This is a genomic window from Nesterenkonia xinjiangensis (assembly GCF_013410745.1).
Taxonomy (GTDB): Bacteria; Actinomycetota; Actinomycetes; order Actinomycetales; family Micrococcaceae; genus Nesterenkonia; species Nesterenkonia xinjiangensis.
In genome coordinates, this window is sequence record NZ_JACCFY010000001.1 from 3,368,845 (window position 1) to 3,382,990 (window position 14,146).

The 14,146-nt window shown below is 68.5% G+C and carries 10 protein-coding genes; 8 read left to right on the forward strand and 2 right to left on the reverse strand.

Annotated elements, in window-relative coordinates; genetic code table 11:
- The first annotated feature begins 11 nt into the window (after positions 1–11).
- Positions 12–1,838 carry a 2-oxoglutarate dehydrogenase, E2 component, dihydrolipoamide succinyltransferase gene (gene sucB, locus HNR09_RS15070; RefSeq protein ID WP_179542775.1) on the forward strand — a complete coding sequence of 609 codons (1,827 nt, stop codon included), beginning with the start codon at positions 12–14 and terminating at the stop codon, positions 1,836–1,838.
- A 127-nt stretch (positions 1,839–1,965) separates the two neighbouring features.
- On the opposite strand, the gene HNR09_RS15075 is transcribed toward sucB, so the two are convergent.
- Positions 1,966–3,618, reverse strand: coding sequence for a protein kinase domain-containing protein (locus tag HNR09_RS15075; RefSeq protein ID WP_246348893.1), 1,653 nt, complete (start codon positions 3,616–3,618; stop codon positions 1,966–1,968).
- Between the two features lie 84 nt (positions 3,619–3,702).
- On the opposite strand from HNR09_RS15075, the gene lipB reads away from it, so the two are divergent.
- The 7 genes from lipB to HNR09_RS15110 all read left to right on the forward strand — a co-directional run bounded on the left by lipB (position 3,703) and on the right by HNR09_RS15110 (position 11,634).
- Positions 3,703–4,395, forward strand: a complete 693-nt coding sequence (gene lipB, locus HNR09_RS16270; RefSeq protein WP_378938635.1) for a lipoyl(octanoyl) transferase LipB — start codon at positions 3,703–3,705, stop codon at positions 4,393–4,395.
- Positions 4,392–5,399, forward strand: coding sequence for a lipoyl synthase (gene lipA, locus HNR09_RS15085; RefSeq protein ID WP_179542778.1), 1,008 nt, complete (start codon positions 4,392–4,394; stop codon positions 5,397–5,399). The genes lipB and lipA overlap by 4 nt, the downstream gene beginning before the upstream one ends.
- Positions 5,400–5,533: 134 nt before the next feature.
- Positions 5,534–6,334, forward strand: a complete 801-nt coding sequence (locus HNR09_RS15090) for a DUF4191 domain-containing protein (protein ID WP_179542779.1) — start codon at positions 5,534–5,536, stop codon at positions 6,332–6,334.
- 363 nt (positions 6,335–6,697) lie between these two features.
- Positions 6,698–7,327 carry a 30S ribosomal protein S4 gene (gene rpsD / locus HNR09_RS15095; protein WP_179542780.1) on the forward strand — a complete coding sequence of 210 codons (630 nt, stop codon included), beginning with the start codon at positions 6,698–6,700 and terminating at the stop codon, positions 7,325–7,327.
- 235 nt (positions 7,328–7,562) lie between these two features.
- On the forward strand, positions 7,563–10,274 hold the full coding sequence (alaS, locus tag HNR09_RS15100; RefSeq protein WP_179542781.1) for an alanine--tRNA ligase: 2,712 nt from the start codon (positions 7,563–7,565) through the stop codon (positions 10,272–10,274).
- Positions 10,267–10,776, forward strand: coding sequence for a Holliday junction resolvase RuvX (ruvX, locus tag HNR09_RS15105; RefSeq protein ID WP_322479620.1), 510 nt, complete (start codon positions 10,267–10,269; stop codon positions 10,774–10,776). Before alaS ends, ruvX begins: the two co-directional genes overlap by 8 nt.
- A gap of 78 nt (positions 10,777–10,854) precedes the next feature.
- Positions 10,855–11,634 (forward strand): hypothetical protein, encoded by a 780-nt coding sequence (locus HNR09_RS15110; RefSeq protein ID WP_179542782.1) that lies wholly within the window; start codon positions 10,855–10,857, stop codon positions 11,632–11,634.
- Here the strand turns inward: HNR09_RS15110 and HNR09_RS15115 are convergent.
- A complete protein-coding gene (locus HNR09_RS15115) occupies positions 11,598–13,862 on the reverse strand; it encodes a RelA/SpoT family protein (protein ID WP_343047592.1) in 2,265 nt (754 codons plus the stop codon). The genes HNR09_RS15110 and HNR09_RS15115 overlap by 37 nt on opposite strands.
- Positions 13,863–14,146: the final 284 nt, after the last annotated feature.

Below are 14,146 nucleotides of genomic sequence, written 5' to 3' on the forward strand. Positions count from 1 at the left end.
AGCCGGACATCATGTCTGAGACCGTGAACCTTCCAGCCCTCGGTGAATCAGTCACCGAAGGCACTGTCACCCGATGGCTCGTGGAGGTCGGGGAGGAGGTGGAGGTCGACCAGCCGATCGTGGAGGTCTCCACCGACAAGGTCGACACCGAGGTGCCCTCCCCTGCTGCGGGCGTCATCGAGGAGCTGCTCGTGGGCGAGGACGAGACCGTCGAGGTCGGCGCCCCCCTGGTGAAGATCGGCGACGGCTCCGGCGGCGGATCTGAGGACACCGGCTCCGACGACGCTGCCGACGGCGACGACGAGCAGGCCACGGAAGAGGCTGCTGGCGACACCGAGGAACCCACTGAGGAAGCCGCTGAAGAAGCCTCCGAGCCCGCCGGCGAGGCGGAGGGGGCTGAGGCCACTCCCGAGGAGTCCTCGCCTGCCGAGGACACCGGCTCCTCCGGCGACGGCGAATCCCAGGAGGTCACCCTCCCGGCGCTGGGCGAGTCCGTCACTGAGGGCACCGTCACCCGGTGGTTGGTCGAGGTCGGCGACGAGATCGAGGTGGACCAGCCTCTGCTCGAGGTCTCCACCGACAAGGTCGACACCGAAGTCCCCTCGCCCGTGGCCGGAACTCTGCAGGAGATCAAGGTCGGCGAGGACGAGACGGTCGAGGTCGGTGCCGTGCTGGCACTGGTCGGCTCGGGCGCCGCCCCGGAGCAGGATGCCCCTGCCGAGGAGAAGCCCGAGGCTGAGGAGAAGCCCGAGCCCGAGGCTGAGGAGAAGCCCGAGCCCGAGCCCGAGGCTGAGGAGAAGCCCGAGCCCGAGGAGGAGTCTGAGGAGCCGTCCGACTCCGAAGCGTCTGCCGAACCGAAGAGGGCCGCACAGAAGGAGGCTCCGGCTCAGGAGACCACCGGTGGTGCCGAGGGCTACGTGACCCCGCTGGTCCGACGGCTGGCGAAGAAGGAAGGCATCGATCTGTCTTCCGTCACGGGTACCGGCGTCGGGGGTCGCATCCGCAAGCAGGACGTCGTCGAGGCCGCCGAGTCCAAGAAGGCATCGGCAGCACCGGCCGCCTCCGCGGCGGCGCCTGCGGCTGCCTCCGGCGCTGAGGTCGAGGTCGACACCACCAAGCGAGGCTCCACCGAGAAGGCTCCGCGCATCCGGCAGGTGATCGCTCAGCGGATGAACGAGTCGCTTGAGGTCAGTGCTCAGCTGACGCAGGTGCATGAAGTCGACATGACGCGCATCGTGAACGTCCGGAACCAGGCCAAATCTGCCTTCAAGCAGGCCAACGGGGTGAATCTCTCCTACTTGGCGTTCATCGCGGTGGCCGTCACCGAGGGGCTCAAGCAGCACCCGAAGCTGAACGCCGAGTATGACGAGAAGCAGCAGCAGATCACCTACCACGATGCCGAGCACCTGTCCTTCGCCGTGGACACGGAGAAGGGGCTCATGGTTCCAGTGATCTCCGACGCCGGCGACCTGAACCTGGCCGGCATGGCGAAGAAGATCTCCGACGTCGCGGCGCGGACACGCAGCAACAAGATTGGCCCGAACGAGCTCTCGGGCGGGACCTTCACGATCACCAATCTGGGCTCCTTCGGTGCCCTGACCGATACTCCGATCATCAACCAGCCGCAGGTGGCGATCCTCGGCCCGGGATCCATCGTCAAGCGCCCGATGGTCGTCACAGATGCGGAGGGCAACGAGAGCATCGGCATCCGCCACATGATGTACCTCTCGCTGACCTACGACCACCGTCTGGTCGACGGTGCCGACGCTGGCCGCTTCATGCAGACGCTGAAGGCACGCTTGGAGGACGGCAGCTTCGAGTCCCAGCTGGGTCTGTGAGCACCACCGCCTGAGTCTCCTCTGTCGCAGCATGGAGGGCCCGTCCTGACCAGGACGGGCCCTCCATGTGTCTCCGCGGCTCACCCCGCGGCACAGGGTCCATTCCGGCCCAAGGTCCGTGCCCGGTTCACGGGCCTGTCTCCTCTGTGGCCTCCTGCACCGCGTGCAGGCGCCAGGATCCGTCCGGCCGGCTGAGCACGAGGCGGACGTCCTGCACCTCGGCGCGGGGGCCGTCCAAGGCGTCCATGGTGACGTGGGTGGGTATGACCAGCGCTGCGTCGTCCCCGCCGACGTCTAGCGTGCCCTCAGCGGGCTGAGGCTCCCCCGCCGGACGGATCGTCATGGTCGCGCCGTGATACTCCCGTCCGGCCTTCGCGAGACGGCGCAGCAGCTCCTCCTCCGACCTCTCAGCCGGCGAGTCCGCGGCGACGTAGTCTCGGACCGCGGCCTGCTCCGGATCCCGTAGCGCCGCGGTGCGCAGCACTCCCAGGGCCTGCACGGCGCGCAACGGATCGTCATCGTCGAGCAGCTCGGAGGCACGCGCGACGTCGTCCACGGGATCCTCCGCCGAGGAGAACTCCGGCCCGTCTGCGCCGAGTCCCCCGAGCAGGATGATGCCCGTGGCGAAGAACAGTGCTCCGGCACACACGGAGACGAGGCGTCGCCGCCCATGTGACAGGCCTGAGCTCAGGGACCCGTCGCCAGGGCCCATGGTGGGCAGCTCCGCGATCACCTCGTCGTCCACATGGGGCGAGAGGTCGAGCGGCTGGGGCGCCGCACTGCGATGGAGCCCGGCGGCGAACTCCCCCGCGCCAGGCCGGGCCTCGGGGTCGTCCCCGAGGGTCTCCTCGAGGAGCCGGATCAGCCGTGGCGGCACCCGGGGACAGAGCGTGCCCAGGGGTGTGCGACTGCGTTCCGGCCCGGGCGGGGAGCCCGTCAGCGCATACCAGGTCACGGCCGCCAGGGAGTACACGTCGGCCTCGGGAGCCAGGGTGGCCTCCCAGGCTCGCGCGCCGGCGTCCCGATGAGCTCCGCGTGCGGCCAGAAGCCGTTCCGGCGCGGCGAAGCCGGCGGTGGCCGCTGCGCCACGGGCTTCGCCCAGCAGCTGCGCGTCTCCGAGATCAGCAAGTGCTGGACGCCCGTCGGGTGCGAAGAGCACGTTGCCGGGTGAGACGTCCCCATGAGCGATCCCGCCCCGGTGCAGATGCTGCAGCGCCTGCGCGATCGGACTCAGCGCTGTGACCACCTCCCCCAGGCTAAGCGTGCCCCGTGCGGCGAGGATCCGGCCCAGAGATCCAGCGGTGAACGGCTCGAGCAGGAGCCCCGGGCCGCAGGAGGTCTCAGTCCAGCCGAAGGCGCTCACCAGATGCGGATGGCGCAGACGGCGCATCGCCTGCAGCTCGGCAGTGAGCTGACCGCGACCGCCGGCGCTCTGCTCCCGTCCGTGTTCCGCTCCGTGTTCCCAGGAGGGACCGCCCGACGGCTGCGGCGGAGCGTGCCCGCCGACGATCTTGATCGCCACGGTGTCCCTCCCGGGCTCACCACCGGTCCAGCGCGGGCCGTCTCCGGTGACACGGGCGAGCCACACCGACGACGATGCTCCGACCCCGAGCAGCCTGATCACCCGAAGGCCCGCGGCACGAGGAGGTGCTCCACGCCGCGGGGCGGAGAGGCTCCCCGAGGCGCCCTGGCGGGGGTCCTCCTCGATGCGGCTCCCGACGGGCGGCTGGCCGGCTTCGGAGGGGGCAGCTGCGTGGGGGCGCGTCGTGTTGCTGTTCATGACGACCAGCCTGCCGCAGTCGACGAGGTTCTGCAGACGTTTTCCACAGGCGCCCGTCCCCGGCGGTCCCCGAGACGGACTAGGCTGGATCTCATGGACCTTGCCTTCCGGAGGCTCGGCCTCCACCCCGATCTGGTGGACTACGCCGAGGCCCTCGCCATCCAGCGGCAGCTGCACACCGACGTGCTCGCCGATCAGTCTCCCTCCACCGTGCTGCTCCTCGAGCATCAGGACGTCTACACGGCGGGTCGCCGCACCGAACCGGAGGACCGGCCCAAGGACGGCACGCCCGTGGTCGACGTCGACCGTGGAGGCAAGATCACCTGGCACGGGCGCGGACAGCTCGTGGGATATCCCATCCTGAAGCTCGCCAAGCGCGCCATGGTCAAGGACTACGTGGCGTCTCTGGAGGAGCTGCTCATCCGGGTGCTACGCCGTGAATACGGCATCACCTCCACCACCGTGGAGGGGCGCTCCGGTGTCTGGCTGGTCGACGGCGGGCGCGACCGGAAGATCGCCGCCATCGGGCTGCGCGTCCACCGCTCCGTGACCATGCACGGATTCGCCCTGAACTGCTCGAACAGCCTGACGCCCTTCGAGAACATCGTCCCCTGCGGCATCAGCGATGCCGACACCACCACCATCAGCGCCGAGGTGGGCGAGGAGATCGCTCCCGCCGACGTCGTCGACGCCGTGGCCGCGGAGCTCGCCGCCGAGCTGCCTCGCTTCCTCGGCGGCGCACACATCACCCCTGCTGCAGAAGGAGCCCTGTCGTGACTCTCGCCCCCGAAGGCCGTCGCATGCTCCGCGTGGAGGCGCGGAACTCCGAGGTGCCCGTCGAGCGGAAGCCCGAGTGGATGCGCACCAAGGTGAAGATGGGGCCGGAATTCGCCGCCATGAAGAAGCGGGTCGGTTCCAAAGGGCTGCACACCGTGTGCGAGGAGGCCGGCTGTCCGAACATCTTCGAGTGCTGGGAGGACCGCGAGGCGACCTTCCTCATCGGCGGCTCCGCCTGCACCCGGCGCTGCGACTTCTGCGAGATCGACACCGGTCGTCCGCAGCCGGTGGACGAGGGTGAGCCCCTCCAGGTCGCCGAGTCCGTGCGGGAGATGAACCTCCGCTATGCCACCGTCACGGGGGTGGCCCGCGACGATCTGCCCGACGAAGGTGTCTGGCTCTACGCGGAGACGATCCGCAAGATCCACGAGCTGAACCCCGGCACGGGTGTGGAGATCCTGATCCCCGACTTCTCCGGCAAGGACGAGAACATCGCCGCGATCTGTGAGACGGCACCGGAGGTCTTCGCCCACAACGTGGAGACCGTGCCGCGCATCTTCCGCCGCATCCGTCCGGCCTTCCGCTATGAGCGCTCCCTGGACGTGCTCACCCAGGGCCGGAGCCACGGGATGATCACCAAGTCGAATCTCATCCTGGGCATGGGCGAGACCCGTGAGGAGATCACCGAGGCGCTGCAGGACCTCCATGACGCCGGGTGCGACCTGATCACGATCACCCAGTACCTGCGCCCCACCCCGCGGCACCTGCCGGTGGACCGCTGGCTCAAGCCGCAGGAGTTCCTGGAGATCTCCGAGGAGGCCGAAGAGATCGGGTTCCTGGGTGTGATGTCTGGACCCCTGGTCCGTTCCTCCTATCGCGCCGGCTCCCTGTGGGCCAAGGCCATGCAGAAGAAGGGCCGGGAGATCCCACCGGAGCTGGCACACATCCAGCCCTCCGGCACCACCCGCCAGGAGGCCGCGACACTGGTCGCAGCCGGCCACTGAGCCCCGTGCGCCACACGCTCGTGGTCGTCGAGGATCCGGCGACTCCGTGGGGGCACCGACGGGACGCCGGACAGAGGCTGCCCGGGCACGCCGGGGTCCGCCGTGATCCCCCGGCACGGTAGACTGAGGTCACTATGGCACCAGCTGACTCCCCCACTCCCCAGGTCTCGTCGAAGGCAGAGGCGAAGGCCGAGCTCAAGAAGCTCAAGGCCCAGCAGAAGGCCGAGACTCAGGCCCGCAAATCCCGGAAGAAGGCCAACAAGAAGGAAGGCTTCTTCTCGCGCATCAAGCAGGTCTTCTCGATGACCCGCGCGCACGATCCCAACATCGCCTGGTGGATGGCCCTGGCCTTCCTCATCACCTTCGGCGTCTCCGCGGTGCTCATGGGGCTGCTCCTCAACTGGGTCACCGGCATCCTGTTCGGCCTCCCCATGGGCCTGCTGGCCGCGATGATCCTGATGAACCGCCGTGCCGAGAAGGCCGCGTTCGCTCGGATCGAGGGGCGCCCCGGTGCTGCCGCCGCCGCGCTGGGCACGCTGCGCCGAGGATGGATCGTCGTGGAGGAGCCGGTGTCGATGGACCCGAAGACGCAGGCCGCCATCTTTCGCGTGGTCGGCCGACCCGGCCTGGTCCTGATCACCGACGGACCCGCCGGCGCGGTCCGCAAGATGGTCCCCAAGACTCGTAAGAGGTTCAGCCCCATCCTGCGTGACACGGGTGTGCCCATCCACGTGGTGGAGACCGGCAACGGCGAGGGCCAGGTCCCGCTGCCCAAGCTCACCAAGCACCTGAAGAAGCTCGACAAGGCGCTCAACAAGCATGAGGTGAGTGCTCTGGAGCAGCGGCTGGCGTCCCTTCCGATCTCCCGTCCGCCCATCCCCAAGGGTGTCGACCCCTACCGTGTCCGTCCCGACCGCAAGGCGATGCGAGGCTGACCCGCCGCGCAACTGCCCGCAGCACAGGGCCGGCCCGATCTCCGTGATCGGGCCGGCCCTGCTGCGTGGTAGAGTTATACGCTGTCTGGCAGGCGTCGTCCAGCGCCCCGCCTCGAGCGGGACGCACCATGGAGATCCTCCACGCTCAATGCTCGTCACCGGCCCCCTCGGGGGCCATGGGATGTGCTGACGAGGGTGCGGATGACGCCGCAGTGAGCGAGCACTCGGCAGCTCGCGCTCTCCGGTTCGGGATCCCGGAGGCCAGGTGACCGTCCGTTCTTCGTTTCGATGCCACGCATCGAGTCGCAGTGCCGCGGACGGCAGATAAACATTCAGCTGCCGATACAAGAGAAAGGCACATGCATGCCCACCACTCCCCTGCGCGGTCGTCGTACCGTGAAGGCCTCGCGTGCCCTCGGCATCGCGTTGACGCCGAAGGCCCAGAAGTACCTGGACCGTCGGCCCTACGGCCCCGGCCAGCACGGCCGCACCCGTCGCAAGACCGATTCCGACTACGCGGTGCGTCTGCGCGAGAAGCAGCGTCTGCGCGCCCAGTACGGCATCCGCGAAGCGCAGATGGTGCGCTACTTCGAGGAGGCCAAGCGTCGCGACGGGCTGACCGGTGAGAACCTCATCGAACTGCTCGAGTCGCGGCTCGACGCTCTGGTCCTGCGTGCCGGCTTCGCCCGCACCAGTGCCCAGGCCCGCCAGTTCGTGGTCCACCGTCACATCACGGTCAACGGCAAGCGCGTGGACCGTCCGTCCTTCCGCGTGAAGCCCGGCCAGGTCATCCAGGTCCACGAGCGCTCGGAGAAGTTCGAGCCGTTCCAGGTCGCCGCCTCCGGCGCCCACCAGGACGTGCTCCCCACGGTGCCCGGCTACCTCTCCGTCGACATCGACAAGCTGCAGGCGACCCTGTCTCGTGCTCCCAAGCGCGAAGAGGTCCCCGTCACCTGTGAAGAGCAGCTCGTCGTCGAGTACTACGCCCGCTGACCATCAGCGTGCAGCACAGGACCTCCGCGTCCTGAACCGCAGAGCCCGTTGCGACTCCTCGTCACCGCACGAGTCGCAACGGGCTCTGCGTCTCTCGGCACGTCTGCATGCGGCTCCGGCCCGGCAGGCATCGACGCAGCGCCGGAGAGGTGTCGGCTCCGCAGAACCTCTAGACTTGTTCCGGCGTCATGGACGCCCGCAGACCGCTTCATCAGCAGGAGGACCGCAGAATCCCATGAAGACCGAGGACATCACTCGCACGTGGTACGACTACTTCGCCGCGAAGGGCCATGAGCGTGTCCCCTCGGCGTCCCTGATCTCTCCGGACCCCTCTGTGCTGTTCACCATCGCCGGCATGGTGCCTTTCATCCCTTACTTCCTCGGGACGGAGAAAGCACCCTACGACCGCGCCGTCTCCGTGCAGAAGTGCATCCGCACCGCGGACATCGAAGAGGTCGGCAAGACCGCCAGGCACGGCACCTTCTTCCAGATGTGCGGCAACTTCTCCTTCGGGGACTACTTCAAGGAGAAGGCCATCCCGATGGCCTGGGAGCTGCTGACGAGCCCTGTCGACGGTGACCCGGAGACCGGAATACGCGGCTTCGGCCTGGACCCCGAGCGTCTCTGGATCACCGTCTACGAGGACGGCGAGGAGCGTGACGAGGAGGCACGTCGGATCTGGGAGGACGTCGTCGGCGTGCCGCACGAGCGGGTCGTGGGCACCGGCAAGGCCGACAACTACTGGAACACCGGCCAGCCGGGCCCTGGCGGCCCCTGCTCCGAGATCTACTATGACCGTGGGCCGGCCTACGGCGTCGACGGCGGTCCCGCCGTCGACGAAGACCGCTTCATGGAGCTGTGGAACCTGGTCTTCATGCAGGACCGGCTCTCGCAGGTCCATTCCAAGACCGAGTTCGAGATCGCCGGTCCGCTGCAGAACACCAACATCGACACCGGTCTGGGCCTTGAGCGTCTGGCGATGGTGCTGCAGGGCGCGGAGAACATGTACGAGACCGATCAGGTCCGGCCCGTGCTGGACCGCGCCGCGGAGCTCACCGGCGTCACCTATGCCTCCACCGAGGACCCTGAGGACCCGCGCCACGCCGACGACGTGCGCCTGCGAATGATCGCTGACCATGTGCGCAGCTCCTTGATGCTCATCTCCGACGGCGTCCGGCCCTCCAATGAGGGCGGAGGCTTCGTCCTGCGCCGGCTGATCCGCCGAGTGATCCTCGCCATGCGCCTGATGGGCGTCGAGGAGCCGGTGTTCGGTGATCTGTTCAGCGTCTCCCGGGACGCCATGAAGGGCGTCTATCCAGAGGTCGCCGAGGACTTCGACCTCCTGCACCAGGTGGCGATCAAGGAGGAGCAGGCCTTCCTGCGCACCATCTCAGCCGGCACCGCCAAGCTGGAGAGCGCGGTGTCCGCCGCCAAGAGCTCTGAGCGTCCGCTCTCCGGCGCCGATGCCTTCGCCCTCCATGACACCTACGGCTTCCCCATCGACCTGACCCTGGAGATGGCAGCGGAGGCCGGAGTCGTCGTCGACGAGGGCCGCTTCCGCGAGCTGATGACCGAGCAGCGCGAACGTGCCCGTGCTGACGCCAAGGGCAAGAAGTCCGGCCACGCCGACACCGAGGTCTACGCCAGGCTGCGCGGCGAGCAGCCCACGCACTTCACCGGATACACCGAGCACACCACCGAGTCGAGCATCCGTGGACTCGTCGTCGACGGCCGGTCGACCGATCGGGCGTCCGCCGGCGAGGAGGTCGAGATCGTCCTCGACGCGACCCCGTTCTACGCGGAGGCCGGTGGACAGGCTGCCGACACCGGCCGGATCACCGGTGACGGCTTCGAGCTGGAGGTCACCGATGTCCAGTCGCCGATCCGAGGTCTCGCGGTGCACCGTGCCCGGGTGCTTCACGGTGAGGTGCCCGCGGGCGCCCAGGCGCTGGGCGCCATCGACAGGCGCCGCCGTCTGGACGCCCAGAAGGCCCACTCCGCCACCCATATCATCCACGCGGCCCTCCATGATGTCGTGGGCCCGCAGGCCGTGCAGGCCGGCTCCTTCAACAAGGAGGGCTACCTGCGTTTCGACTTCACCGCCGAGGACGCTCTGAGCGCCTCTGCGCGCCAGGAGCTCGAGGAGGTCGCGAACCTCGCCATCCGGGACAACCACGCGGTCAGCACCCAGGTGATGTCCCTGGACGACGCCCAGGCGATGGGCGCGATGATGCTCTTCGGAGAGAAGTACGGCGACGAGGTCCGCGTGGTCGAGATGAACGGTGCCTGGTCCCGGGAGCTCTGCGGCGGCACCCACGTGGGCAGCACTGCGGAGATCGGCACGCTGGCTCTGATGAGCGAGGCCTCCGTGGGATCGGGCAACCGGCGGGTCGAAGCTCTGGTCGGGCTCGATGCCTTCTCCCACTTCGCCGCCGAACGCACCCTGGTCAACCGGCTCACCGACATGCTCAAGGTCCCGGCCGAGCAGGTGCCGGACCGCATCTCCAGCACCCTGCAGAAGCTGCGGGACACCGAGCGGGAGCTCGAGCGCCTGCGTGCTGAGCGTCTCCGCGCCCAGGCCGGAGAGCTCGTCAAGGAGGCCGTGGACGCCGACGGGGTCGACGTGCTGGCTCATGCCGCAGGTCCGGTCTCCGGCGGCGACGACCTGCGTGCACTGGCGCTGGACCTGCGCCAGCGCTTCGGCTCCCGGGCGGCCGTCGTCGCGGTGGCCGGTGAGGCTAAGGGCCGTCCGCTGATCGTGGTGGCCACCACTGAAGCCGCCCGTGAGGCCGGCGTCCAGGCCGGTGCGCTGGTGAAGGAGGCCTGTGCGGTGCTCGGCGGCGGCGGGGGCGGCAAGCCTGACGTCGCCCAGGGCGGCGGTCAGGACGTCTCCCGGATCGGCGACGCCCTTCAGGGCATCGTGCGGTCGGTCCGCGCCCGTGGCTGACCAGCATCCGGAGCCTGTGGCCGAGCGGGCAGGCGTCCGTCTGGGGGTCGATGTCGGAGAGGCCCGGGTGGGGCTCGCGGCCTCGGACCCCGATGCGCTCGTCGCCACCCCGGTGATGACGCTGCGACGCGATGTGAAGCGCCGCTCCGACCTGCGGATGCTGATCAAGATCGCCCGCGATCGGGAGGCCCGCGTCATCTACGTGGGGCTGCCGCTCTCGCTCTCCGGAGGCGAGACCGCCTCCACCCAGAAGGCACGGGACTACGCCGACGCACTCGCTCAGAAGCTCGCCGCCGCCGAGCTCCCCACCGCCGTGCACCTGGTGGATGAGAGGCTCTCCACAGTGTCGGCCGCAGAGAAGATGCGCGCCTCGGGGGTGGAGGCCCGTGACCAGCGCAGCCGCATCGACCAGGCCGCCGCCATGGAGATCCTCACCCAGGCGCTGGAGATCCGCCGGTCCCAGGGACGCGAGCCCGGTGAACCGGTCATCCCGGACAGCTGATCCTCCACACCCTCTCCGTTCTCCACAGATCCGTCTCAGTCCCCCCGCTCGATGGCACGGATGCGGCAGGCTGGAGACATGCCCGCATCACCTGCCGCTCCGTCCCGCTCATCCTCCGTCCACCCCGTCGGCCACCCCGCCGGTGGGGAGTCCGGCGCGCCGAAGGAGCCGCCGCGGGAGCTCTACCGCGCGGGTGCACCGTTCAGCGACGAAGAACTTCAGATGATGGTCGCGGAGGGTGCCCTGGAGCATCTGATCGCCGACGTCTACGCGCCGGCCTGGCGCCGGCACACCCCTGGACTGCGGGCCCGTGCGGCCAGGTTGCTGCTTCCTTCCGCGGTGGCCAGCAGCTCGGTGCTCTGCGGCGAGTCGGCGGCATGGATTCAGCTCGGCGGCTCCCCCGGTCCCCGGCTCACGCTGATCTCGCCGGTCTTCCGCCGCGGTCGGGCTGCCGGCTCCCCGCTGTGGCAGGTGCACCAGGTGGAGCTCTCCGATCATGACGTCCGTCGAGTGTCCGGAGTCGCCGTCACCACGCTGCTGCGCACTGCCGGCGACCTGTTCCTGGGTGTGGGCACCACCGACAGCCGCCGGTCCTTGGACCTGCTGGCGGCCGGCTCCGTGCACGCCCGCCATCCCGAGCTGAGTTCCGCCGCCGGTGCCGCGGATCCCGCCTGGATGTCGCGGTGGTGGCTGTTGGCGGAGCTGATGCACGCCCGCCGTCAGGATCTCGACGCCGCGACGCTGTCCGCGCACCTGGTGGCACGGGTCCGGCGCCGCCGGCATGACCCTGACCGGCCGGCCCGGATCAGAACCCTCGTCGATCAGTGCGCATCGCGGCGTCGTCCCACCGTGCGATAGACATCGTAGACTCCGTCGATGCGCCGGACCGAGTTCAGCACGTGGTTGAGGTAGCGCGGATCTCCCATTTCGAAGGAGAAGCGGGAGATCGCCACGCGGTCCCGCGAGGTCTGCACGCTCGCGGAGAGGATGTTCACCTGGGATTCGGCCAGCACCCGAGTGACATCGGAGAGCAGCGACTTCCGGTCCAAGGCCTCGACCTGGATCTCCACCAGGAACACCGAGGTCTTCGTCGGGGCCCACTCGACCTCCACCAGGCGCCCCGGCTGCTGCCGCAGCTGCTGGACGTTCCGACAGTCTGCGCGGTGCACGGAGACTCCCTGACCGCGGGTCACGAAGCCTTCGACCTCGTCCGGGGGCACCGGGGTGCAGCACCGGGCCAGCTTGGCCAGCACGTTCCCCACCCCCTTGACGATGACACCGGCGTCCGAGTACTGGCTGGCAGGAGTGACCGGTGTCGTGATCGGAGTGGTGTCGTGTTCCTCGGACTCCTCCTCCTCGGGCTCGAAGAGGGCGGAGAGGTGCTCGATGACGTTCTTCGTGGAGACGTGGTTGTCACCGACTCCCGCATAGAGCCCTGAGATGTCCGGGTAGTGCAGCTGCTGGGCGACCTCAGTCAGGACGTCCGGGTTCATCACCTTCTGCAGCTGCAGATTGGACTTCCGGATCGCCTTGGTGAGCTCGTCCTTGCCTCGCTCGATGGACTCCTCGCGACGCTCCTTGGAGAACCACTGGCGGATCTTATTCCGCGCCCGGGCACTTTTGACGAACTGCTGCCAATCGCTGCTGGGGCCCGCACCCTCAGCCTTGGAGGTGAAGATCTCCACCCAGTCTCCGTGCTGCAGCTCGGAGTTCAGCGGCACCAGCTTGCCGTTGACGCGTGCACCGATGGTCTTGTGCCCCACGTCGGTGTGGATCGCGTAGGCGAAGTCCACCGGCGTGGCTCCGGCTGGCAGCGCCATGACCTCGCCCTTGGGGGTGTAGACGAACACCTCTTTGGCGTTGATCTCGTAGCGCAGCGACTCGAGGAACTCATCTGGATCCTTGGTCTCCGACTGCCAGTCGACCAGCGAACGCAGCCAGCCGATGTCTGCGGTGGTCTGGCTCTGCTGAGTGGCAACCTCCGGAGTGCGTACCGCGCCTTCGGCGGAGGTCTGTGCGCCCTCGGCCCCCACAGGGCCGCCGGGCTTCTGCTTGTACTTCCAGTGTGCCGCCACACCATATTCGGCACGGCGGTGCATGTCATAGGTGCGGATCTGGATCTCCACCGGCTTGCCCTGCGGACCGATCACCGTGGTGTGCAGCGACTGGTACATGTTGAACTTGGGCATGGCGATGTAGTCCTTGAACCGCCCGGGCAGAGGGTTCCACCTGGCGTGCAGCGCACCCAGTGCTCCGTAGCAGTCCCGCACCGTGTCGACCAGGACCCGCACACCCATGAGGTCGTGGATGTCGTCGAAGTCCTTCCCTCGCACGATCATCTTCTGGTAGATCGAGTAGTAGTGCTTGGGCCGACCCGTGATGGTGGCCGCGATGCTGGCCTCGTTGAGATCATCGGCGATCGTCTCGCGCACCTCGGAGAGGAACTTCTCGCGCTGAGGGGTCCGATCCCCGACGAGTCTCACGATCTCTTCATAGACCTTCGGGTACAGCGCGGCGAAGGAGAGATCCTCCAGCTCCCACTTGATGGTGTTCATCCCCAGCCGGTGCGCCAGTGGGGAGAAGATCTCCAGAGTCTCCTTGGCCTTCCGGGCACTGGACTGGGCCGCGACGTAGCGCCACGTGCGGGCGTTGTGCAGGCGATCCGCGAGCTTGATCATCAGCACCCGGATGTCTTTGGCCATAGCCAGGACCATCTTGCGGACAGTCTCCGCCTGCGCGGCGTCCCCGAACTTGAGCTTGTCGAGCTTGGTCACCCCGTCCACGAGGAGGGCGATCTCCTCGCCGAAGTCGGCGGTGAGCTGTTCGAGGCTGTAGTCCGTGTCCTCGACGGTGTCATGGAGCAGCGCGGCCGCGAGCGTGGAGCCGGTCAGGCCCAGCTCCGCCAGGATCGTCGCCACGGCGACCGGGTGAGTGATGTACGGGTCGCCGCTCTTGCGCTTCTGGTCGCGGTGGTGGTGGTTGGCGACCTCGAAGGCCCGCTGGATCAGAGGCAGGTCCTGTTGGCCCCCATTGGCACGCATTGCGCGCAGCAGAGGCTCCAGCAACGGTGAGGACGCCTTGTCCACGAGGCCGACGGCGCGCGCGCGTCGGACCGCCGCGGGTGCGGGCGGGCTGGCCGCCGTCACCGACGTCACGGAGTCGGACGGGCCCCGGCCGGAGCCGTCGTCGTTCACCAACTTACGAACCTGCTCTCGGAGACGACATCATCATGAGGTGTGTCGGCAATTGTACCCCCGGAGCGCGCTTGTCAGCGCCGTACGTCATCACCCGCCGGATGAGCTCCGCCACCGTCCGGGGTGTGCCCCTCGGGCTCGAACCCGGTGATGACGATCTCCAACGCTTCGGCGTC

Bases quoted from the DNA above. Each gene is read 5' to 3' on its own strand.
- alaS (WP_179542781.1), top strand. From the start codon at position 7,563: ATGAAGACCGAGGACATCACTCGCACGTGGTACGACTACTTCGCCGCG.
- HNR09_RS15110 (WP_179542782.1), top strand. From the start codon at position 10,855: ATGCCCGCATCACCTGCCGCTCCGTCCCGCTCATCCTCCGTCCACCCC.
- HNR09_RS15075 (WP_246348893.1), bottom strand. From the start codon at position 3,618: ATGAACAGCAACACGACGCGCCCCCACGCAGCTGCCCCCTCCGAAGCC.
- sucB (WP_179542775.1), top strand. From the start codon at position 12: ATGTCTGAGACCGTGAACCTTCCAGCCCTCGGTGAATCAGTCACCGAA.
- rpsD (WP_179542780.1), top strand. From the start codon at position 6,698: ATGCCCACCACTCCCCTGCGCGGTCGTCGTACCGTGAAGGCCTCGCGT.
- HNR09_RS15090 (WP_179542779.1), top strand. From the start codon at position 5,534: ATGGCACCAGCTGACTCCCCCACTCCCCAGGTCTCGTCGAAGGCAGAG.